Consider the following 21,556-nt stretch of genomic DNA (forward strand, 5'->3'; position numbering starts at 1 on the left):
GTGGTGCCGCGCATGTGGGGCGGCGTCACCAATTCCGGGGAATTGCGGGCGATCGCCGACGTGGTCGACAAGTTCGATATCCCCCTGGTCAAGGTGACGGGAGGCCAGCGCATCGACCTGCTCGGCATCGAGAAGGAAGACCTGCCGGCGGTCTGGGCGGATCTCGGCAAGGCCGGCTTCGTCTCCGGCCAGGCCTATGCCAAGGGGCTGCGCACGGTGAAGACCTGCGTCGGCTCCGACTGGTGCCGCTTCGGTACTCAGGATTCGACGGGGCTCGGCATCCGCATCGAAAAGTTCATGTGGGGCTCGTGGACGCCGGCCAAGCTGAAGATGGCGGTCTCCGGCTGTCCGCGAAATTGTGCCGAAGCCACCTGCAAGGATATCGGCGTCGTCTGCGTCGACAGCGGCTTCGAGATCCATTTTGCCGGTGCCGCCGGCCTCGACATCAAGGGCACGGAAGTGCTCGGTCTGGTGAAGACCGAGGACGAGGCGCTGGAGCATATCGTGGCGCTGACGCAGATGTATCGCGAACAGGCCCGTTACCTCGAGCGCATCTACAAATGGGCGAAACGCATCGGCCTCGACGAAATCCGTCGCCAGATCATGGGTGATGCCGACAAGCGCAAGGCCCATTTCGACCGCTTCGTCTTCAGCCAGAAATTCGCCCAGGTCGATCCCTGGTCGGAGCGCGTCTCCGGCAAGGACAAGCACGAGTTCCGGCCGATGGCGACGGTCGGTTTTTCAGAAGCCGCGGAGTGAGGGCATGGATATGAACTGGATCTCAATCGGCGACATCTCCGACATTCCGCTGAGGGGCGCGCGCTGCGTGAAGACACCCCAGGGCAAGATCGCCGTGTTCCGCACGGGCGAAAACGAGGTCTTCGCCATCGAGGATCATTGCCCGCACAAGGGTGGACCGCTGTCGCAAGGCATCGTGCACGGCACGGCGGTGACCTGCCCCTTGCACAATTGGGTGATCTCGCTCGAAACGGGCAAGGCGCTCGGCGCCGACGATGGCGCGGTGCGCACGATCCCGGTGCGCAATGAGGGCGGCGCGCTGTTCATCGCCCTCGAAAGCCTGTTGATTGCGGCGGAGTAATCGCATGGATGATTGCGTTCCCCGTTCTGTTCTCTTGCTCGCTACCTCATGCTCTTCCTCATCCCTGTGCTTGTCACAGGGATCCAGCGGCGCCGTGTCCACAGCGCCAAAGAGTTCGTTCACGCGGAAGACTTCGCGTGGCTGGATTCCGGTGACAAGCACAGGAATGACGGCGGAGGGGCTTCAGGAAGCCGGTTCAACAGCGCCTCAATGCCGGAGGAGGACAGGCAATGCCCTCTGAAACGAGAACCACCTGTCCCTATTGCGGCGTCGGTTGCGGCGTCATCGCGACGGTGGCCGAGGACGGCGCCGTCTCGGTTCGCGGCGACGCCGATCATCCTGCCAATTTCGGCAGACTCTGCTCCAAGGGCTCGGCGTTGGCCGAGACCCTCGACCTCGATGGGCGGTTGTTGCATCCCGAGATCGACGGCAAGCAGGCCGGCTGGGACGAAGCGCTCGATCTCGTCGCCACGCGCTTCGCTCAGACGATTGCCGAACACGGCCCGGACTCGGTTGCCTTCTATGTCTCCGGGCAGTTGCTGACCGAAGACTATTACGTCGCCAACAAGCTGATGAAGGGCTTCATCGGGTCGGCCAACATCGACACCAACTCGCGGCTCTGCATGTCCTCCTCGGTCGCCGGTCATCGCCGCGCCTTCGGCTCGGACACGGTGCCGGGCTGCTACGAGGATCTGGAGCTTGCCGATCTCGTGGTGCTCACCGGCTCCAATCTCGCCTGGTGCCACCCGGTGCTCTACCAGCGCCTTGCCGCGGTAAAGGCGGCGCGGCCCGAGATGCGGGTGGTGGTGATCGATCCGCGCCGGACGATGACCGCCGATATCGCCGACATGCATCTTGCCATCCGGCCGGATGGCGACGTGGCGCTGTTCAACGGCCTGTTCGCCCATCTGGCCGCCAGCCCCACTATCGACCGGTCCTATATCGCCGCCCATACCAGCGGCTTTGCCGAAGCCATCACTGCGGCGAGTGCGCTCGATGCGGTCGCCTTGGCGCAATTGACGGGGCTCGAAGCGTCGGAAATCGCAGCCTTCTTCCGCCTGTTCGAAACGACGGAAAACGTCGTCACCTGCTACAGCCAGGGCGTCAACCAGTCCTCCTCCGGCACCGACAAGGTCAACGCCATCATCAACTGTCATCTAGCGACCGGCCGCATCGGCCGGCCGGGCATGGGGCCGTTTTCGCTCACCGGCCAGCCCAATGCCATGGGCGGCCGCGAGGTCGGCGGCCTCGCCAACATGCTCGCCGCCCATATGGACATCGAGAAGGCCGGGCACCGCGATCAGGTGCGCCGCTTCTGGGGCGCGCCATCGATCGCGACCAGGCCGGGGCTGAAGGCGGTCGACATGTTTCGTGCGGTTGCAGACGGCCGGATCAAGGCGATCTGGATCATGGCGACCAATCCTGTGGTCTCCATGCCGGATGCCGACGCGGTCGAGGCCGCACTCAAGTCCTGTCCCTTCGTCGTCGTCTCCGACGTGCTGCGGGAGACCGACACCACCCGTCACGCCCATGTATTGCTGCCCTCGCTCGGCTGGGGCGAGAAGGACGGGACGGTCACCAATTCCGAGCGCCGTATCTCCCGCCAGCGCGGCTTTCTCGCGGCCCCGGGTGAGGCTCGCGCCGACTGGTGGCAGTTGAAGGAAATGGCGCTCCGTATGGGGTTCCAGGGTGCCTTCGCCTATATCTCGCCCGCAGAAATCTTCGCCGAACATGCCGGTCTTTCGGCGTTCGAGAATAACGGGCGGCGCGATTTCGACATCGGCGCCCATGCCGAGATCGATGCTTCGGCCTACGACGCGCTCGCGCCGTTCCAATGGCCGCAATCGCTGGGGAAGCCAGAGGGCGAGACCCGCTTCTTTGCCGATGGTGGCTTCTTCCACGCGGATGGGCGTGCCCGCTTCGTCGCGGTTGCGAGCGCCGTGCCGGCCCGCGTCAGTGGCGGCTTCCCTTTGACCTTGAACACCGGCCGCGTGCGCGACCACTGGCACACGATGACCCGCACCGGTAAGAGCGCGCGCCTCTCCGCCCACCTCGCCGAACCTTTCGTCGAGATCCACCCGCGTGACGCGATGGATCTTGGCATCGCCCCCGCCGATCTCGTTTCCCTTGAGAGCCCTTACGGCTCGGCGATCGTCCGCGCACTCATCACTGAGCGCCAGGCGCGTGGCAATCTCTTCGTGCCCATGCACTGGAACGACCAGTTTGCCGCCAAGGCGCGCATCGATACGCTGGTCCCGCCGGTTACCGATCCGGTCTCGGGCCAGCCGGCCTCGAAAAATGCCGCCGTTGCGATCCGCCGTTTTTCCGCTTCGACCTACGGCTTTGCGGTCAGCGCGTCGAAACCCTCGGGTCTCGATCTCGGCTACTGGGCCGTCGCCAAGGCGAGGGGCGGTTGGCGTCTGGAACTTGCTGCAGAGACGACGCCGGAGGATTGGGTCGCCTGGTGCCGGAAGACCTTTGGCCTTACTGGGGACATCGAGCCGATCGGCTATGCGGATGGGCCCTCCGGCCAAAGACGGCTCGCCTTCTTCGACGGCGATCGCTTGCTGCTGGCGCTGTTTCTCGCACCTGAACCCGTCGCCGTAGCCCGCAACTGGGCGGTCGAACAGCTGAGCGCCTCGCATACGGACCTGCGCACGCGCTTTGCGCTCGTTGCCGGCCGGCCGGGCGCCGACCGGCCGGACCCCGGCGCGACCGTCTGCTCCTGTTTCAATGTCGGCGTCAATCAGATCGTCGCGGCTGTCCGCGGCGGCTGCCGTTCGGTTGAAGCTGTCGGGCGAGCGCTGAGCGCCGGAACCAATTGCGGCTCCTGCCGCGCCGAGATCAGGGGGATCGTCGATGGATGCCTTGCTGCCGCTGCGGAATGAAATTCAATCGCGCCGCGAGCCGGTGCGCATGGCCGCGCTTGCCAAGCTGCCGGTCTTCTGGTCGCTCGAAGCCAAGCGTGTCGTGGTGGCGGGCGGCAGCGATGCCGCGGCCTGGAAGGCGGAACTGCTGGCCGCCTGCGGCGCCGAGGTTCATATCTATGCGCCGGAGGAAGAGCTCGGCGAGGTCTGCGCGGCTTTGATCAGCCAGGGCGCCGCTCATCCCACTGGTCGTCTCGTCCATCACCGCGAGAGCTGGCAGGCGAATGTGCTTGCCGGTGCCGCGCTTGCGGTCGCCGATTGCGAGAGCGACGACGAAGCGCAAGCCTTTTTTGCGGCGGCGCAACAGGCCGGCGTACCGGTCAATGTCATCGACAAGCCCGCTTTCTGCCAGTTTCAGTTCGGTTCCATCGTCAACCGCTCGCCGGTCGTGGTGTCGATCTCGACCGATGGTGCGGCACCCATCCTCGCCCAGGCGATCCGCCGGCGCATCGAGACGCTGCTGCCGCCGGTGCTGAAGGATTGGGCGGTGCTGGCGCAGGCGCTGAGGGACAAGGTCAATGCCCGGCTCAAGCCCGGCGCACCGCGCCGCGCCTTCTGGGAGCGGTTCGTCGATCTCGCTTTTCAAGCGACACCGGAGGAGGGTGTCGAGACGCGGCTGGTGGCGGAGATGGAGCGCTTGTCGGCGAACCATGCCGCCACCGGTCGCGTGACGCTTGTCGGCGCTGGCCCCGGCGACAGCGAATATCTGACGCTGAAGGCAGTGCGGGCCCTGCAAGCCGCCGACGTCATCCTGTTCGACGATCTCGTTTCGAACGAGGTTCTGGAGCTCGCCCGGCGCGAGGCCAAGCGCATGCTGGTCGGCAAGCGCGGCGGGCGCGAGAGCTGCCGGCAGGAGGACATCAACGACATGATGGTGGCACTGGCGCGCGCCGGTAAACGTGTGGTTCGCCTGAAGGCCGGCGATCCCATGATCTTCGGCCGTGCCGGCGAAGAGATCGCCCGTCTGGAGCAGGAAGGGATCCCGGTTGATGTCGTGCCCGGCATCACCGCTGCGAGCGCCATGGCGGCGCGTCTCGGCCTGTCGCTCACCCATCGCGACCATGCCCAGGCGGTGCGCTTCGTCACCGGCCACTCCCGTCATGGCGGTTTGCCGTCGGACATGGACTGGCGCGCTTTGGCCGATCCGAAGACCACGACGATCTTCTACATGGGCGGTCGCACTGCACCTGCTATCGCCGCGCGCCTCCAGGCGGAGGGATTATCCGGCGAGACCCCGGTCGTCATCTCGGCCAATGTCAGTCGCGACAACGAGCGGCGCTGGCAAGGCGCCTTGCGCGACCTTGCCACAGGCATCGCCGTGATCGGCTACGACGATCCGGTCCTGATCGGCATAGGTGCCGCTTTTGGCGTCAGGCGGGTGCCGAGGGCGGCCATCCGACCTGCGCCTTTTGCCGCAGGTTCGCTTGCAGGTTGAAACTTTCCCTCGCTCGGCGTTGCAATCACCGGCCGCATGCTTACCTTGCCGCGCGGTAGAGTGATGTCGATGACGGGAGATTCGCCAGATGCTGGACCTGCGTGTTCACTTCCTTGAGGCCTATGGATCGCTTGCCGCTTGGCGCGAACAGATTTTGCGCCAGGTGGACGAGACGGCCGAGCGGGTCGGCGCGCGTGTTCCTGCCGCCGACAGTGCCGCTCCCATCGATATCGTCGTCGAAAACAGGCCGGGAGAGACCATTCCCGAACTGGGTGTGGCCGGTAGCTGCTATCGCAGAGGATTGGTCTACCTGACGCTCGACCCCGACAACGAGAACTTCCATGCCAGCCTTGCCGCCGGCGAGTTGCGGAGAATGTTGACGCATGAGCTGCATCATTCCTTCCGCCACGCGACCTGCGGCTACGGCTCCAAGCTCGGCGAAGCTCTGGTCACCGAGGGCCTTGCGGATGCCTTCGATGTCGAGATCAATGGCGGCGACGGCCATCCTTGGAACCACGCGATTGCAGCGGGCGATTGGGCAGATTTGCTGGAGCGCGCCGAGCGGGAACTCTGGGCGGAGGGCTATGATCATGCCGGCTGGTTCTTTGGCTGCGATCGTGCGCTGCCGCGCTGGGCCGGCTATACGATCGGCTATCACCTTGTGAAGACTTATCTCGCAGCGAACCCCGATGCACACCCGTCGCAGATGACGGCGACACCTGCTTCCGTCGTCATCGGCGAAGCCTGGGCGCCGTTGAAGCAAGGCCTGCTGGCCGCCGCTTGAGCGGCCAGAGCGGGATGAGGAAAAGTGTGTGCGGTTTTCCGCCCGCATCCCGCTCTAAACCATCGTGATCTAAGAGTAGGGCGCCTCATCGCGGTCGCGTCCGGGCAGCTTCCTGACGTTGCCGACCCAGGGCAGTGCCGAAGAACACCAGATCTGTGATCGCGGCCTGAGCTCCCGGCGCTGGTTGATCGTGCCGACCCGGATGCCGACTTCCAACGCATCCTCGTCCGTGCCGGTCGTATAGATCGGCGAGCCGCAATTCGGGCAGAAGAATTGCAGCCGCTGGCGACCGTTTTCAGCGACCTTGACGTAGAGCTTCGGTTCGCCGCCGGTCAGCCGGAAGTTCTCGCGGGCAGTACCTGCGGTCACGCGATAGGCGGATCCCGTCAGTTGCTGGCAATCGGTGCAATGGCAGATCGCGACGTCGGCCGGATCGATCTCGGCCTCATAGGTCACGTAGCCGCAGTGGCATTGCCCGTCGATGCGCATGGAGGCCTCCCTGAAAGCACAGAAGCTAGAGCGGAGCGGCAAAAAGTGTATGCCGCTTTCCGCGTTTGAGCTTGGATAGCTCACGCCTGACTATCGACGACAATCGCCACTGGCTGCAGCGGCGGAGGCATGGGGCCATGATTGCGTAAGTAGATACTTACACGCCTGTGAAAAGCCACTCGTGTTCGCGGGCGTTGTGAAATTTCCAGATACGCTTCGGCCCGGCCATGACGTTGAGATAATAGACATCGTAGCCATGCACGGCAGCGACCGGGTGATAGCCCTTCGGCACCAGCGTCACGTCGCCGTCTTCGACCGCCATGGTCTCGTCTAGCGAACGGTCGTCGGTATAGACGCGCTGCATGGCAAAGCCCTGCGGCGGGTTCAGCCGGTGATAGTAGGTCTCTTCCAGATAGCTTTCGGCCGGCAGATCGTCCTGGTCGTGCTTGTGCGGCGGATAGGAGGAGGTGTGTCCGCCGGGCGTAATCACTTCTACGACGAGCAGAGACTGCGCCGAACCGTCATCCTCAGGCATAATGTTGGTGACGTAGCGGGTGTTGGTGCCCTTGCCGCGGGTCATCTGCGGATGCGTGCCCGGCGCGATCACCTTCGCCTTGAAGCCGTCGCCGCCTGGTGCCGAGCAGATGGCGAGATCCAGATCCGAAGTCGCCGTTGCCTGCCAGCGGCTGCCCTTCGGCACATAGACGGCGTAGGGCTGGCCCTCGAACGGCGTCATGCGCTCGCCGAGTTCGCCGAAGCTTTCGCCGTCAACGGATACCTTCGCCTTGCCGGAGACCAGAACCAGGCAGATCTCCTTGTCGGCGGTCTCGCCCTCGGTCGTCTCGCCGGCCTTCAGCCGCTCGAGCGCGAAGCCAACATAGGTCCAGCCGGCGCTCTCCGGCGTCACGTTTTGCATCAGGCCGGACTTGGCCTTCGGTTTGACGAGCAGCTTGGACATATCGGTCTCCTGGTCTTCGTTTCTGCGGGCTTGCCCCTCTCCTCGGGTTTAACCCGAGGACTAACCCTCTCCCCGCAGGCGGGGAGAGGGAATCCGGAGTTTGCCGCATGCTCTCCACCTTACGTCGCGAGGAATTGGGGAGCCAGCGGCATATCCCTTCTCCCCGCAAGCGGGGAGAAGGTGGCGGCAGCCGGATGAGGGGCAATCCCCGTGAAGTCCGGCGACCGAAACCGTGAGCTTACTTGTCGAGCCCGGCTTCCTTGGCAAGGGCCTTCAGCGACTTCAGCCCGAGTGACTGGTATTCGAACGGGTTGCGCACGGCCGAATCCTGTTCGGCCTCGATCACCAGCCAGCCGGAATAGTCGTGCTCGGCCGCGATCTTCAGCACGGGCAGGAAGTCGACGCCGCCCTCGCTGTCGCCGGGCACGGTGAAGACGCCGCGGCGCACGCCTTCGAGGAAGGAGAGGTCTTCACCTTCGACGACTTTGCGGATGGCCGGCCGCACGTTCTTGCAATGGATGTGGCGTACACGGTGCATGTACTTGCTTGCGACTTCCGCCGGATCGGAGCCGCCGAACCAGGCGTGGCCGGTATCGAGCAGCAGCTTGGTCGCCGGCCCGGTGTTCTGCATCAGGAGGTCGATTTCCTCGCCGGTCTGGACGATCGTGCCCATGTGGTGGTGGTAGACGAGGTCGATGCCCTGGTCGGCGCAATACTCAGCGATCGCTTCGAGGTCGGCACCGAACTTCTTCCACTGGTCGGCCGGCAGCACCGGCTTATCGTTGGCAACCGACTTCGTGTCGTCGCCATGAATGGCGTTCGAGGTTTCGCAGACGATCGCCACCTTGCAACCATTGTGCTTCAGGAGGTCGAGATGTGGCTGGATCGCCTTCTTCTCGGCCTCGACGTCGTGGGTGAGCAAGTTGGTCGAATGCCAGCCGGAAACGAAGACGAGATCGTAGGAGGCGAGCTTCTGCTTCAGTGCCTCCGGATCGCTTGGCATCTTGTGCCCCTTCTCGATGCCGTCGAAGCCGATCTTCTGGCAATCGGAGAGGCAATCCTCGAGCGTCAGATGCGCGCCGATCGTATGATCGTCGTCGTTGCTCCAGGCGATCGGGTTGGTTCCGTAGCGGATCATGTTAGTCGTTTCCTATAGCATTGTCCGCGCAGGCGGATCGTTCGTGGTGCCTCATGGGTGCGCAGCGGGGACGGGGCGATTGCCCCCTCATCCGGCTGCCGCCACCTTCTCCCCGCAGGCGGGGAGAAGGGAAATGCCGCGCCCTCCGTGTTCCCTCTCCCCGCTCGCGGGGAGAGGGTTAGGGTGAGGGGCCGCTCTCGATGTCTCATCCTTCCGGACGTTGCCCGACAGGCAAAGACGCGGGCGCCGAAAGGGCAATCTTAGCCGAAGCGCTGGGAGGTGAGCGCCTTTACGTAGCCCTCGCGCGCCTCGTTGACTTGCTTGCGGCCCGAGACTTCGGGCACTGCCACATCCCACCAGTGGCCGCCGGCCTCGGTGGTGATCAGCGGGTCGGTGTCGATGACGATGACGGTCGTGCGCGCCTCGCCCGCCGTCTCCTTGAGGGCCGCTTCGAGCTCGGAGATCGAGCCGACCTTGCGGGTGACGGCGCCCATCGCGGCAGCGTGGGCCGCGAAGTCGATCTGCGGCAGCTCGACGTGATGGGTGTCCTTCAAGAGATTGTTGAAGTTGGCGCCGCCGGTGCCCATCTGCAGCCGGTTGATGCAGCCGTAGCCGGCATTGTCGAGCAGCACGATGGTGAACTTGGCGCCGAGCATGATCGAGGAGGCGATCTCCGAGTTCAGCATCATATAGCTGCCGTCGCCGACCATGACGATGACATCGCTCTCAGGCTTCGCAAGCTTGACGCCAAGGCCGCCGGCGACCTCGTAGCCCATGGTCGAGAAGCCGTATTCCATGTGGTAGCCGCCAGGCTCTTCCGCCTGCCAGAGCTTGTGCAACTCGCCGGGCAGACCGCCGGCGGCGCAGACGAGCGTCGTGTTCTTGCCGCCGCGGGCGCGCTGCACGGCGCCGATCACCTGGGCGTCGGAGGGAAGCGCCGAATTGGTCGTGGCGGTCGCCTTGTCGGCAGCGGCGAGCCATTCGGACTTGCCGGCCTTCGCCTTCGCGGTCCAGCTCGGATCGGCCTTGTAGCCGCCGAGGCCACCGGAGATGCGGTTGAGGCCGGCGCGTGCGTCGGCGATCAGCGGCAGGCCGTTGTGCTTGCCGGCATCGAACGGTTGGACGTTGAGGCCGATGATCTTCAAGGCATCATTCTTGAAGAGCGCCCAGGAACCGGTGGTGAAGTCCTGCAGGCGCGAGCCGACAGCAAGCACCACGTCGGCCTCTTCTGCGAGCGCGTTGGATGCGGAGGTTCCGGTCACGCCGACCGAGCCCATGTTGAGCGCGTGTGAGTGCGGCAGCGCCGACTTGCCGGCCTGGGTCTCGACGACGGGGATGCCGTGCTTTTCAGCGAAGTCGCCGAGTTCCTTGGTCGCTTCCGAATAGAGCACGCCGCCGCCAGCGACGATGATCGGCTTCTTCGCTTCCTTGAGCGCCGCAATCGCTGTCGCCAGCTCGTCGAGATCGGGCTCGATCCGGCGCGGCACCCAGACCTTCTCGTCGAAGAAGTTTTCCGGATAGTCGTAGGCCTCCGCCTGCACGTCCTGGCAGAGCGACAGCGTCACCGGACCGCAATCGGCCGGATCGGTCAGCACCTGCATGGCGCGGCGCAGCGCCGGGATGATCTGTTCAGGGCGGGTGATGCGGTCGAAGTAGCGCGATACCGGACGGAAGCAGTCATTGGCCGAGATCGTGCCGTCGCCGAAGCTCTCGACCTGCTGCAGCACCGGATCGGGGCGGCGGTTGGCAAAGACATCGCCCGGCAGGAAGAGCACGGGCAGGCGGTTGACGTGGGCAAGGGCAGCCGACGTCACCATGTTGAGCGCGCCGGGGCCGATCGAGGTCGTGCAGGCCATGAAGCGGCGGCGGAAGCTCGCCTTGGCAAAGGCAATCGCGGCATTGGCCATGCCCTGCTCGTTCTGGGCGCGATAGGTCGGCAGCGTGTCCTTGATCGCATGCAGCGCTTCGCCGACGCCGGCGACGTTGCCGTGGCCGAAAATGGCGAAGACGCCGCCGAAAATCGGCACCTTCTTGCCGTCGATGACGGTCATCTGGCGCGTCAGGAACCGCGCCACGGCCTGTGCCATGGTCAGGCGCACGGTCTTCTGGCTCATAATCTGTTTCCTCCTCGTGGCGGAATCGTCCGGTTCCGCCCTGCTTGCCGCATTGTCGACGGGTGCCCGTCGATCCTATGCCGCCTTTGTTTCACCCAGTTGCAGCCAGAGATCCACCAACGCTCCAAATTTTCCGGCCATGTCGGCGATCGCCTGCTCGTCGCTCATCGTACCGCCGAGCCAGGCCTTGCCGGCATCGGCGAAGATCGTGCGGCCGACGGCGAAGCCCTTGACCGTCTTCGAGGTGCGGGCGGCTGCAAAGCCATCCTTCAGCTGCTCGTAGGGCGCTTCCAGCCCGAGCAGCACCACGCCGCGGCAGAGCGGATCGCGCGCCTCGATCACGGCGTCGATCGCCGCCCAGGCGCCGCGGCTTGCCTGCGGCTCGAGCTTCCACCAGTCGGGCTTGAGGCCGGCGTCGTAGAGTTCGGTCAGCGCCCGCGGAATGGTCTGGTCGTCGAGCTTGCCGTGCTTGCCGGCGATGATCTCGATCAGGATCTCGCGGCCGACCTTGCGGGCCGCCTCGAAGGCCGAGCGAAGCTTCGCCACCTGCTGCGCCTTGAGGTCTGCCGGATCATCCGGGTGGTAGAAGGAGAGCACCTTGATGCAATGATCGACCGGCCAATCGATCAGGCGACTGCCGAGATCCTGGCTGAATTCGAACTGCAGCGGCCGCGAGCCCGGAAGCTCGATCGGCTTGCCGATCCAGAAATCCCGGTGTGCGCCGGCGGCATAGAGCGCATCGCGGCCGTACTTGTCGTCGATCAGCATGCCGAAGCCCGAGCGTCCCGCAGCAACTTGTGCCGCAGCCTTCACGGCCAGCACCTTGAAGGCGGGAATACGAGCAAGCAGAGCCTGGTCACCGGCGGCCATGTCTTCGAGCTGGCTGCGATGGTCGATGGCGAGCGCCATCAGAAGCGGAATGTCGCGGCGGCGGGTGGTGGCCCAGTGCACGTGGTTGATCGCCTCGTCCTTGCGCAGCGCCCGCTCCTTGCTACCGTTATCGAGGAAGAACTGCAGCTCGGTCCAGGTCGGGATTTCCGGGGCGCAGAGCAGGCGCGAGACGGCAAAGGCGCCGCAGGCATTGGCCCAGGTGGCAGACGTCGCATGCGGCTCGTTCTTCAGCCAGCCGCGCAGGAAACCGGACATGAAGGCGTCGCCGGCGCCGAGCACGTTGTAGACCTCGATCGGGAAGCCCTTGCCGACGATTCCGTCCTCGAGATTGTCGGAGATCGGGCCGTCATAGACGATGCAGCCCATCGGCCCGCGCTTCAGTACTATCGTTGCCTTGGAAAGCGAGCGGATCGTCTTCAGCGCTTGCAAGAGGTCGCTTTCGCCCGATGCGATCAGCACTTCCTCTTCCGTGCCGACGATCAGGTCGCAATCGGCAAGAACGGTCTTCAGGTGCGCCGAGACGCGGTCCGACGCGATGTAGCGGCTTTCGCCGGCGTCATGGCCGGCAAGGCCCCAGAGGTTCGGGCGGTAGTCGATGTCGAAGACGACCTTGGCGCCGCTTTCCTTGGCGATGCGGATCGCCTTGCGCTGGGCGGCGTCGGTGTTCGGCTTGGAAAAATGCGTGCCGGAGACAAGCACGGCGCGCGCGGAACGGATGAACTCTTCCGAAACGTCGTCTTCGCAGAGCGCATTGTCGGCGCAGTTGTCGCGATAAAAGAGCAGCGGGAAGGACTTGTCGTTCTCGACAGCGAGGATCGCAAGTGCTGTCAGCCGTTCGGGGTCGGTGACGATGCCGCGCGTCTCGACGCCTTCACGGGTGAGCTGCTCGCGGATGAAGCGGCCCATCTGCTCGTCGCCGACGCGGGTCAGCAACGCCGACTTGAGGCCAAGACGGGCCGTGCCGACCGAGATGTTGCACGGGCAGCCGCCGACCGACTTGGCAAAGCTCGAAACGTCTTCAAGCCGTGTGCCGATCTGCTGGCCGTAGAGATCGACCGAGGCCCGGCCGATGGTGATCAGGTCGAGCGGTTTTGCTCCCTGTGCCGAAACGTTCTGGCTCACTGCTTCCTCCCCGCGGACACCTTGGCGGGCCCGACCATTTTCGTACTGTGGGTGATGGCGCTATGAAACATAAATTCCGACGTTTCGTCAATATGGAATTTTCATTCTATCTGTTCCGTTTGGCCTAGCCACCTTCGGCAAGGCGCTGACGCTTCTCCGCAATGGCGACCGTAAGCGCCATGGCAAAGGCCATGCTGGCGGAAAGCGAACGGAACCCGGCATGGTCGGCCTCGACCAGTTCGAACCAGACCTTCGAGGATTCCGCGAGCGGCGAGAAGGCCGAATCCGTCAGCGACACGACCGGCACCTTGCGTTCGGCGAGAAGCCGCGCCTGGGCGGCGCTTTCGGAGGCATAGGGGGAGAAGCTGACGGCAAAGGCCGCATCGTTCTTCGTCGCCATGGCCAGCACATCCTCGTCGATGCCGGCGGCCGTGCCGACGAGCTGGTACTTCACCTTCAGCTTGCCGAAGGCATAGGCCATGTAGCTGGAGATCGGGTAGGAGCGGCGCTTGGCGATCAGGTAGATCGTGTCGGCCTTGGCGAGGATATCGACGGCGCGCTCGAAGGCTTCGGGATCGACCGAGGAGGCGATGTTGTCGAGCGAGCGGTGGGCGGCGGCGACGAAGCCGTTGAAGATCGAGCCGCTTTCGAGCTTGCTGTGATCGTTGGCGCTGAGCGCCTTCAGCCGATCCTCGTAACCGGGCGTGCGCTCGCGCAGCCGCGCGCGAAAGATCTGCTGCAGGCTGGAGAAGCCCTCGAAGCCGAAATGCTGGGCGAAGCGCACCAGAGTCGACGGCTGCACTTCGGCGGAGGTCGCGATGCTTGCCGCCGTGCCGAAGGCGATTTCGTCAGGGTTGTCGAGCGAGTAGGCGGCGACCTGGCGCAGCCGTTTCGGTAGCTGCGCCTTGCGTTCCAGAATGGCGGCCTTCAGCGCCTCGAAATCCTGCGGGACCTCCGTCGTCGTTTCCGGCATGGCCATGTCTTATTCGTCTCCTCGGTCTTCGGTGTCGTTTGCATCCTCACTCTAATCGATTAGTCGGGAACGGCATAGAACAGACGTTCCATTTTCTAGATATGCACCCATTCATTGGTCCTGGCAGACTGATAGGTCGCCGACAGCACCTTCTGTACCTCAAAGCCTTCGCGGAAATCGGTCGAGGGTGATTTGCCCCCGGCGATGGCGTCGAGGAATTCCTTGACCTCGATCGCCTTCAGGTCGTTGAAGCCGATCTGGTGGCCGGGAGCCACGCAGAAGGCGCCATAGGGCGGATGCTCGGGTCCCGCCCAGATGGTGCGGAAGCCGCGGGTGCGGATGTCGTCGCCAGTCTTGTAGAGGCGGATTTCGTTCAGCCGCTCCTGGGTGAAGACGATGCTGCCCTTGGAGCCGTAGATCTCGAAATCGTGCTGCATCTTGCGCCCCGTTGCGATCCAGCTGGCCTCGAAGCTGCCGGTGGCGCCGTTCTCGAACCGCACGAAGGCGCGCGTGATGTCGTCGACCTCGACGGCGCGTGTTTCGCTGGAGCCGGCGGCAACGGGGCGTTCCGGAATCTGGATGATGGTTTCGGCCAACACCGCTTTGATCGGGCCGACGAGGTGGCGCATGGAGGCGATGATGTGGCTGCCGATATCGGCAAGCGCGCCGCCGCCGCTGGCCGGGTTCAGGCGCCAGCCCCACGGCACGTTGGCATCGGCCATGAAATCTTCCGCATGGATGCCGCGCATCGAGCGGATCTCGCCGATCTCGCCGCTTTCGATGATGTCTTTGGCAAGGAAGATCAGCGGGTTCTTGAGATAGTTGAAGCCAACCTGGGTGACGACGCCGGCCTTCTCGGCGGCCTCGACCATCTCGCTGCATTCGGCGACGGTCGGCGCCAGCGGCTTTTCGCAATAGACATGCTTGCCATGGGCGATTGCCGCCAGCGCCATTTCCTTGTGCAGGAGGTTCGGCGTGGTGATGTCGATGATGTCGATATCCGGATCGGTCAAAAGTTCGCGCCAGTCGGACGTCGCCTTGCGGAAGCCGAGCTGGCCGCGCGCGCGTTCAGCGCTTTCGACGGTCACGTCGGCGACCGAAACGAGATCGAGCTCGAAGGGCAGGTCGAAGACCCGCGCGGCAATGGTGAAGCCGAGCGCATGGGCCTTGCCCATGAAGCCCGTGCCGATCAGGCCGATCCCGAGTTTGCGCTTGCTGGCCATGTTGAAGTCCTCCCGGTCGGCGCCGCTGCAATCGGTCTAAAATGAAATGAATTGTGCAAGTTTTGTCAATATGGAATATTTATTCGAAATGCGACGGTAATAGGGGAACGGTGTCCATCGAAACGGCCAAATCTGTGCGTTCCGGCCAGGCTCATCTTGACGAAGGGGGAATGTGTTAACGCATTTTTACCATGTTCCGTTGGAACATCGCACTTCGTCATGGTTAACGAATCGCTCCGGAGTCTACGGGGCGGAGCTGGAGTGAAATCAGCATGTGCCGCTGGGCAGCCTATCGCGGGGACCCGCTCTATCTCGAGGAACTGGTAACCTCTCCCGCGCACTCGCTGATCGAACAGTCCCATTGCGCGACGCGGGCGAAGACGGCCACCAATGGCGACGGCTTCGGCATCGCCTGGTATGGCGATCACCCGGAGCCGGGGCGCTACCGCGATATCCTGCCCGCCTGGTCGGACTGCAACTTGAAGAGCATTGCTCGCCAGATCCGCTCGCCGCTCTTCCTTGCCCATGTGCGCGCCGCGACCGGCGGTGGCACAAGGCGCGACAACTGCCATCCCTTCGTCTTCGGCCGCTGGTCGTTCATGCACAACGGCCAGATCGGCGACTTCGAGCATCTGCGCCGGCCAATGGAGAGCATGCTCGACAACGACCTCTATTCGGCCCGCACCGGCACGACCGACTCCGAGCTTCTGTTCCTGCTCGCCATGCAGTTCGGGCTCGACCGCGATCCGCTCGGCGCGATCGCCGAGGCACTCGCCTTCGTCGAGCAGCTTGCCGAACATCTCGAACGCCAGGTGCTGGTCCGCTTCACCGCCGCCTTCTCCGACGGCCAGGATCTCTACGCCGTGCGCTATGCCTCCGACTGGAAGGCGCCGACGCTCTACGCTGCACCCATGGGCCCAAGCGGCGGCTATTGCCTCGTTTCCGAGCCGCTCAACGACGACGATAGCGCCTGGGTGGAAATCCCGGACGGCACGGCGGTCATTGTCGGTGAGAATGGTGTCGATGTCCGGCTGTTCTCGACGCAGGGGACGCCGGTGAAAACACGTCAGATGGCTTGAGGCGCAGTATCTTGATGGTCGATGGCAGGTGGCCCCTCATCCGGCTGCCGCCACCTTTTCCCCGCAGGCGGGGAGAAGGGACATGCCGCACTCTCCCGAACCTATCTGCTTGCTGCGAACGCTTCGTTCACTCAGGGCACGTCCCCCCTCGCCCCGCTTGCGGGGAGAGGGCTAGGGTGAGGGGCATCGGTAATTCGGAGCTAGCCCTTGTCGATCCGCGCCAGTTGCTCGGCAATCATCACGGCCAGCTTTTCCGCAACCGCGTCCTTGTCCATCTCCGGCCAGTCGTCGTTGCCGGCAGGGGAGATCAGCTTCACCTTGTTGCGGTCGCCGCCCATGATGCCGGTTGCCGGCGAAACGTCGTTGGCGAGGATGAAGTCGGCGCCCTTGCGCTCGAGCTTGGCGCGGCCGTTGTCGGCGACGTTTTCGGTCTCGGCGGCAAAGCCGATCACGAGCTTCGGCCGCTTGGTATGATGGCCGACCGTCTTCAGGATATCGGGGTTTTCGGCAAGCTGCAGCGGCGGCGGGGCCTCGCCCGGCTTCTTCTTGATCTTGTTGCCGGCAGCGCTGGCTACCCGCCAGTCGGCAACGGCGGCAACCATCACGGCGACATCGGCGGGCAGGGCGGTTAGCACCGCGTCGCGCATTTCCTCGGCCCGCTCCACGTGCACGACCTTGACGCCGGCGGGATCCGGGATCGTCACCGGGCCGGAGACGAGTGTGACATTAGCGCCGAGCTTTGCCAGCGCGGCGGCGATCGCGTGGCCTTGCTTGCCGGAGGAACGGTTGGCGATGTAACGCACTGGGTCGATCGGCTCATGCGTCGGCCCTGAGGTTACGATCGCGCTGCGCCCGGCAAGCGGCTTCGCGGCGCCGCCGAGAAGATCCTCGACGGCGGCCACGATCGAAAGCGGCTCGCTCATGCGGCCTTCCCCGGCCTCGCCGCTTTCCGCCATCTCGCCGGCTTCGGGGCCAATGAAGCGGATGCCGTCTTTGGCGAGCGTCGCCCGGTTGCGGCGCGTTGCCGGATGCGCCCACATCTTCGGGTTCATCGCGGGAGCGATCAGCACCGGCCGGTCGGTCGCGAGCAGGATGGTGGAGGCGAGGTCGTCCGCATGGCCGTTCGCCATCTTGGCCATCAGGTCGGCGGTCGCCGGCGCAACGACGATCAGGTCGCACTCGCGCGCCAGTCGGATATGGCCGACATCCTGCTCGTCCTCGCGCGAAAAGAGATCGATATAGACGTGCGAGGCGGACAGCGCGCCGACGGCAAGCGGGGTCACGAACTGCTGCGCGGCGGCCGTCATCACCGGCCGCACGCTCGCCCCGCGTTCCCGCAAACGTCGGATGAGATCGAGGCTCTTATAGGCCGCGATGCCGCCGGAGATGATCAGGAGAATACGCTTGCCCGACAGTGTCATTTGCACCCGGCCTTTCGGCCGTCCTCTTGCCCGGCATGGGCTGCCGGGTTCTACGCGATACCAGAATATTCCAGCGGCTGGCCTCACCAGCGCATTCGAGATCGAACCTACTTGAGCGATCCGCTGCGCGCAACGTGTCCCACCGGAGGAGGTAGCCTGCGCTGACATCCGTGCGATATGGCGTTTCGCTATGCTGGCCCCCCGGGCATCACCACCGGTTGTTCCCGCCCGTAGCGCGCAATGGAACAAAAGCCGTGCCGCCCGCGTCAACATGCTCCGGGCCTGTTGCCGAAGCCAGGGAATGCGATTAATCCGCTTTCAATCCGCGCAGGGTAAGCTCTTCTCATGCGAATAAATGCGATCACCAACTGGGCCTACGGCGTCACCGTGCTTCTGACGGGGCTTTCGGGCGCCGCCTTCATCCTGTCGACGAATAGCGCTCTCGAGGAGAGGCGCGCGGTCGAACAGCATCTTGCCCTCGATACGCTTGGCGAAGAACTTGCGCTCGGAGCGGAAGTACGGACCGACGAGGCGCGCCTTTACGTCATGCGCGGCGACGAGCGTCACCTCGAAACCTTCCATCGCGCGGAGGAAGAGGAGCGCAAGCGCGAAGAGGCGATCAAGACGGCCACGAGTTTCGGCGCGTCCCAGGGCGAGATCGCAGCCCTTCAGGAGACGATGCGCGAGGCAGAGGCACTCGACAAGATCGAGGTTGCCGCCATCGAGGCCTATCAGAAGGGCGATCGCACGACCGCCCTGGAGAAGCTATTCGGCCCGGAGCACGAGCGCCTGCAGACAGCGCTTCTCGACACGGTCGCACGGTTTCGAGACTTGACCAATGCTCGCACAGGCGGGGCGCTCAACGAGGCACAGGCGCGCAGCGACTGGTTCGCCATCGCGGCCAAGACGATGCTTGGCATCACCGCCGCCCTGTTCCTGAGCGTGCTCTATTTCATTCTCAAGCGCCGCGTCGCCATGCCGCTCACCCGCATGAGCGGCATCGTCACGCGTCTCGCCGAGCAGGACTACGCTGTGGAGGTCCCGCTCGACCGGCGCAGCGACGAGATCGGCGAGATGAACAAGGCGATCCACATCTTTCGGGAAAACGGTATCGAGCGTGATCGGCTCGATGCGGAGCGGCGCCTGGATCAGCAGACCAAGGACCTTATCCTGCAGATGATGCACCGGCTGCAGGCCTGCCAGAGCCAGGACGAACTGGCGGAGGTCGTGGCCCGCTTTGCGCCGCAGGTCTTTCCCAATCTTGCCGGCCATCTCTACGTGCTGAACGACAGCCGGACGCTCTTGACCCGCGTCGGCAGTTGGTTCGATCCGCAGCATTCTGCGCCATCCTTCCCGTCCAGCGCCTGCTGGGGACTTCGCCGCGGCCGGCCGCATGTCAGCAATCGCGGTCACAGCGACATCGCCTGCCAGCATCTCGACGACGATGGCGCGGTCGGTCTCTGCGTGCCGCTGACAGCCCAGGGCGATACCATTGGTCTCCTCTATTTCGAGGAGCGCTCTGACGAAACATTCGCAGTCGAAGCGTCGCGCCTCTATCTCGAATTGATCGCCGAAAACATCGGGCTCGCCGTCGCCAATCTTCAGCTGCGCGAGAAGCTCACCAATCTGGCGGTGCGCGACGCGCTGACGGGCCTGCTCAACCGGCGCTGCCTCGACGAGGCGCTGAACCGTGAACCGCGCGGGCAGGGCGGCAAGCCACTCACCTGCCTGATGATCGATATCGACCATTTCAAGCGCTTCAACGATGAGTTCGGCCACGATGCCGGCGACGTCGTCATGCAATATGTCGCGCAGATCATCGTCGATACGGTGGCCGACGCCGGCAGCGCCTATCGTTTCGGCGGCGAGGAATTTACGGTATTGCTGCCGGAAGCAGGCGAGGCGGCAGGTTTCGAGCTTGCCGAGCGGCTGAGGACCAGGATCGGCACCACCCCTCTGTCGCATCGCGGCCGGATTCTGGGCACGGTTTCAGTCTCGGTCGGCATTGCCTCGGCTCCGGACGACGGGCCCGTCGCTACCCTGCTGACGCGGGCTGACGCCGCTCTTCTCGACGCCAAGAACCACGGCCGAAACCGAAGCGTGCGCGCCTCCGGACTGACTTTCGGCGATGACCAGGCGCGGCGCAGTCTCGCCTGACAGCATCGTTCTCGCCGCGCTTCATCGAATGTGCCGCCTTGAAACTGGCACATTCGATGTTATCTATTGCGGCGATAGAAATTTGAACAGGATACACGCATCGATGGATTTCACCCTGACCGCCAAGCCGAACCGTCTTGCCATCAGGGAAAACCGTATCCATGCCTGCTTCGATTTCACTCTCCCAACTTTCGTGGTCCACGCCTGAGGGCCGAAACCTCTTTTCCAATCTCGACCTGACCTTTGGTCCTGTTCGTACCGGCCTTGTCGGCCGCAACGGCGTTGGCAAATCCACGCTGCTGCGCCTGATCGAAGGCGCGCTCGTGCCGCAGGCCGGCAACGTCGCCGTCGCGGGCAGCCTCGGCATGCTCAGCCAGACCGTCCAGGTCGCGGACGATGAAACCGTCGCCGACCTGTTTGGCATCTGCGATGCGCTTGGCGTCCTCAAGCGTGCGGAAGAAGGGCTGGCCAGCATGGACGAGCTTGCCGCGGCCGACTGGACGCTCCAATCCCGCCTTGAAGCAACGCTCGCGCGCGTCGGTCTCAACGCATCGGCGAAAACGCGCCTTGCCGCGCTTTCCGGCGGGCAGATGACCCGTGTGAAGCTTGCCGCGCTCGTCTTCCAGGAACCGGATTTCATCCTGCTCGACGAACCCACCAACAATCTCGACCGCGAGGGACGGGCTGCCGTTGCCGCGTTGATGGAGGGCTGGCGGGGCGGCGCCATCGTCGTCAGCCATGACCGCGAACTCCTGGAGACGATGGATGCGATCGTCGAGCTGACGTCGCTCGGCGCCACGACCTATGGCGGCAACTGGAGCCACTACCGCGAGCGCAAGGCAATCGAGCTCGCGTCGGCCCGTCACGATCTCGCCGACGCGGAGCGCCGTCTGGCCGAGGTCCAACGAAAAACGCAAGAGATAGCCGAGCGCAAGGCGCGCAAGGACGCGGCAGGCCGCCGTAAGCGGGCCAAGGGGGATGAGCCGCTGCTGCTGCTTGATGCGAGGAAGGAGCGCAGCGAGAAGACGGGCGGCGACAATGCCCGTCTTGCCGAGCGCCGCCGCGATTCTGCGATCGGCGATCTGGCCGAGGCACGCGAACGCATCGAAATCCTGCAGCCTTTGACCGTCCGCCTGCCTTCGACCGGCCTGCCCGCCGGCCGGGGCGTGCTGCAGGTCGATGCCGTCACTGCGGGTTATCAGCCGCGAACGCCAGTGATCGACCGGCTGTCGCTCTCGATCGTCGGCCCGGAGCGTGTAGCACTCACCGGCCGCAATGGCTCGGGCAAGACGACGCTGCTGTCGCTGCTGACCGGTGCCCTCCAGCCCTGGTCAGGTAATGTGCGCGTCCTGGTCGACCACGCCATGCTCGACCAGCAGGTGAGCCTGATCGATCCCGGCCTTTCGATCCGTGACAATTTCCGGCACCTCAATCCTGACGCCAGCGAGAACGACTGCCGGGCGGCACTCGCCCGTTTCATGTTCCGGGCAGACGCGGCCTTGCAGGTCGTTTCGAGCCTCAGCGGCGGTCAGATGCTGCGTGCAGGGCTTGCCTGCGTGCTCGGAGGCCGCAGCCCACCACAGCTCTTGATCCTCGACGAGCCGACCAACCATCTGGACATCGATTCCATCGAGGCGGTCGAGGCGGGTCTCAGAGCCTATGACGGCGCGCTGCTCGTCGTCAGCCACGACCACGCCTTCCTGGAGGCGATCGGCATCAACAGGCGGATCGAGCTTTCCTGACGGG

At 64.5% G+C, this 21,556-nt stretch carries 15 protein-coding genes and 1 pseudogene; 8 read left to right on the forward strand and 8 right to left on the reverse strand.

The annotated features are described in order from the left end of the window. The 5 genes and pseudogenes from ACTJKM_RS16320 to ACTJKM_RS16340 all read left to right on the forward strand — a co-directional run. A pseudogene (locus ACTJKM_RS16320) lies at positions 1-759 on the forward strand (nitrite reductase large subunit); the annotation flags it as partial. A gap of 4 nt (positions 760-763) precedes the next feature. Beyond that, complete coding sequence (gene nirD, locus ACTJKM_RS16325; protein ID WP_440660630.1) at positions 764-1,099, forward strand: nitrite reductase small subunit NirD; 336 nt, start codon at positions 764-766, stop codon at positions 1,097-1,099. Between the two features lie 230 nt (positions 1,100-1,329). Continuing rightward, positions 1,330-3,987 (forward strand): nitrate reductase, encoded by a 2,658-nt coding sequence (locus ACTJKM_RS16330; RefSeq protein ID WP_440660631.1) that lies wholly within the window; start codon positions 1,330-1,332, stop codon positions 3,985-3,987. Further along, positions 3,959-5,461, forward strand: a complete 1,503-nt coding sequence (cysG, locus tag ACTJKM_RS16335; RefSeq protein WP_440660633.1) for a siroheme synthase CysG — start codon at positions 3,959-3,961, stop codon at positions 5,459-5,461. The genes ACTJKM_RS16330 and cysG overlap by 29 nt, the downstream gene beginning before the upstream one ends. An 88-nt stretch (positions 5,462-5,549) precedes the next feature. Then, on the forward strand, positions 5,550-6,245 hold the full coding sequence (locus ACTJKM_RS16340) for a DUF2268 domain-containing putative Zn-dependent protease (RefSeq protein WP_112994153.1): 696 nt from the start codon (positions 5,550-5,552) through the stop codon (positions 6,243-6,245). Between the two features lie 69 nt (positions 6,246-6,314). Here the strand turns inward: ACTJKM_RS16340 and ACTJKM_RS16345 are convergent, their stop codons facing one another. From ACTJKM_RS16345 to ACTJKM_RS16375, 7 genes are all read right to left on the reverse strand, one after another. After that, on the reverse strand, positions 6,315-6,734 hold the full coding sequence (locus ACTJKM_RS16345; protein WP_440660634.1) for a GFA family protein: 420 nt from the start codon (positions 6,732-6,734) through the stop codon (positions 6,315-6,317). A 157-nt stretch (positions 6,735-6,891) separates the two neighbouring features. Then, the gene (gene iolB / locus ACTJKM_RS16350; RefSeq protein ID WP_440660635.1) at positions 6,892-7,692 is read right to left on the reverse strand and encodes a 5-deoxy-glucuronate isomerase; all 801 of its coding nucleotides are present in this window, start codon (positions 7,690-7,692) and stop codon (positions 6,892-6,894) included. 238 nt (positions 7,693-7,930) lie between these two features. After that, entirely contained in the window at positions 7,931-8,830 is a 900-nt protein-coding gene (iolE, locus tag ACTJKM_RS16355) for a myo-inosose-2 dehydratase (RefSeq protein WP_440660636.1), read from the reverse strand. Between the two features lie 260 nt (positions 8,831-9,090). Further along, positions 9,091-10,944, reverse strand: coding sequence for a 3D-(3,5/4)-trihydroxycyclohexane-1,2-dione acylhydrolase (decyclizing) (gene iolD / locus ACTJKM_RS16360; RefSeq protein WP_058329122.1), 1,854 nt, complete (start codon positions 10,942-10,944; stop codon positions 9,091-9,093). Positions 10,945-11,019: 75 nt separating this feature from the next. After that, a complete protein-coding gene (locus ACTJKM_RS16365; RefSeq protein ID WP_440660638.1) occupies positions 11,020-12,957 on the reverse strand; it encodes a bifunctional 5-dehydro-2-deoxygluconokinase/5-dehydro-2-deoxyphosphogluconate aldolase in 1,938 nt (645 codons plus the stop codon). A gap of 124 nt (positions 12,958-13,081) precedes the next feature. Beyond that, on the reverse strand, positions 13,082-13,936 hold the full coding sequence (locus tag ACTJKM_RS16370) for a MurR/RpiR family transcriptional regulator (RefSeq protein WP_058329120.1): 855 nt from the start codon (positions 13,934-13,936) through the stop codon (positions 13,082-13,084). An 89-nt stretch (positions 13,937-14,025) separates the two neighbouring features. Continuing rightward, complete coding sequence (locus tag ACTJKM_RS16375) at positions 14,026-15,153, reverse strand: Gfo/Idh/MocA family protein (protein WP_440660640.1); 1,128 nt, start codon at positions 15,151-15,153, stop codon at positions 14,026-14,028. A 272-nt stretch (positions 15,154-15,425) separates the two neighbouring features. On the opposite strand from ACTJKM_RS16375, the gene ACTJKM_RS16380 reads away from it, so the two are divergent. Next, positions 15,426-16,232, forward strand: coding sequence for a class II glutamine amidotransferase (locus ACTJKM_RS16380; protein WP_057247962.1), 807 nt, complete (start codon positions 15,426-15,428; stop codon positions 16,230-16,232). A gap of 200 nt (positions 16,233-16,432) precedes the next feature. Here the strand turns inward: ACTJKM_RS16380 and coaBC are convergent, their stop codons facing one another. Next, positions 16,433-17,653: a bifunctional phosphopantothenoylcysteine decarboxylase/phosphopantothenate--cysteine ligase CoaBC gene (gene coaBC / locus ACTJKM_RS16385; protein ID WP_440660642.1), complete on the reverse strand. Its 1,221-nt coding sequence runs from the start codon at positions 17,651-17,653 to the stop codon at positions 16,433-16,435. 345 nt (positions 17,654-17,998) lie between these two features. On the opposite strand from coaBC, the gene ACTJKM_RS16390 reads away from it, so the two are divergent. Both ACTJKM_RS16390 and ACTJKM_RS16395 read left to right on the forward strand, forming a co-directional pair. Continuing rightward, positions 17,999-19,810 carry a diguanylate cyclase gene (locus tag ACTJKM_RS16390; RefSeq protein ID WP_440660644.1) on the forward strand — a complete coding sequence of 604 codons (1,812 nt, stop codon included), beginning with the start codon at positions 17,999-18,001 and terminating at the stop codon, positions 19,808-19,810. A 161-nt stretch (positions 19,811-19,971) separates the two neighbouring features. After that, positions 19,972-21,552 (forward strand): ABC-F family ATP-binding cassette domain-containing protein, encoded by a 1,581-nt coding sequence (locus ACTJKM_RS16395; protein WP_440660645.1) that lies wholly within the window; start codon positions 19,972-19,974, stop codon positions 21,550-21,552. Positions 21,553-21,556: the final 4 nt, after the last annotated feature.

Origin of the sequence: Ensifer sp. 22460, from assembly GCF_052044935.1 — a bacterium.
Lineage (GTDB): Bacteria > Pseudomonadota > Alphaproteobacteria > Rhizobiales > Rhizobiaceae > Ensifer.

Excerpts from the sequence above, each read along its gene's own strand:
- nirD (WP_440660630.1), top strand. The coding sequence starts at position 764 with ATGGATATGAACTGGATCTCAATCGGCGACATCTCCGACATTCCGCTG.
- ACTJKM_RS16330 (WP_440660631.1), top strand. The coding sequence starts at position 1,330 with ATGCCCTCTGAAACGAGAACCACCTGTCCCTATTGCGGCGTCGGTTGC.
- cysG (WP_440660633.1), top strand. The coding sequence starts at position 3,959 with ATGGATGCCTTGCTGCCGCTGCGGAATGAAATTCAATCGCGCCGCGAG.
- ACTJKM_RS16340 (WP_112994153.1), top strand. The coding sequence starts at position 5,550 with ATGCTGGACCTGCGTGTTCACTTCCTTGAGGCCTATGGATCGCTTGCC.
- ACTJKM_RS16345 (WP_440660634.1), bottom strand. The coding sequence starts at position 6,734 with ATGCGCATCGACGGGCAATGCCACTGCGGCTACGTGACCTATGAGGCC.
- iolB (WP_440660635.1), bottom strand. The coding sequence starts at position 7,692 with ATGTCCAAGCTGCTCGTCAAACCGAAGGCCAAGTCCGGCCTGATGCAA.
- iolE (WP_440660636.1), bottom strand. The coding sequence starts at position 8,830 with ATGATCCGCTACGGAACCAACCCGATCGCCTGGAGCAACGACGACGAT.
- iolD (WP_058329122.1), bottom strand. The coding sequence starts at position 10,944 with ATGAGCCAGAAGACCGTGCGCCTGACCATGGCACAGGCCGTGGCGCGG.
- ACTJKM_RS16370 (WP_058329120.1), bottom strand. The coding sequence starts at position 13,936 with ATGGCCATGCCGGAAACGACGACGGAGGTCCCGCAGGATTTCGAGGCG.
- ACTJKM_RS16375 (WP_440660640.1), bottom strand. The coding sequence starts at position 15,153 with ATGGCCAGCAAGCGCAAACTCGGGATCGGCCTGATCGGCACGGGCTTC.
- ACTJKM_RS16380 (WP_057247962.1), top strand. The coding sequence starts at position 15,426 with ATGTGCCGCTGGGCAGCCTATCGCGGGGACCCGCTCTATCTCGAGGAA.
- coaBC (WP_440660642.1), bottom strand. The coding sequence starts at position 17,653 with ATGACACTGTCGGGCAAGCGTATTCTCCTGATCATCTCCGGCGGCATC.
- ACTJKM_RS16390 (WP_440660644.1), top strand. The coding sequence starts at position 17,999 with ATGCGAATAAATGCGATCACCAACTGGGCCTACGGCGTCACCGTGCTT.
- ACTJKM_RS16395 (WP_440660645.1), top strand. The coding sequence starts at position 19,972 with ATGCCTGCTTCGATTTCACTCTCCCAACTTTCGTGGTCCACGCCTGAG.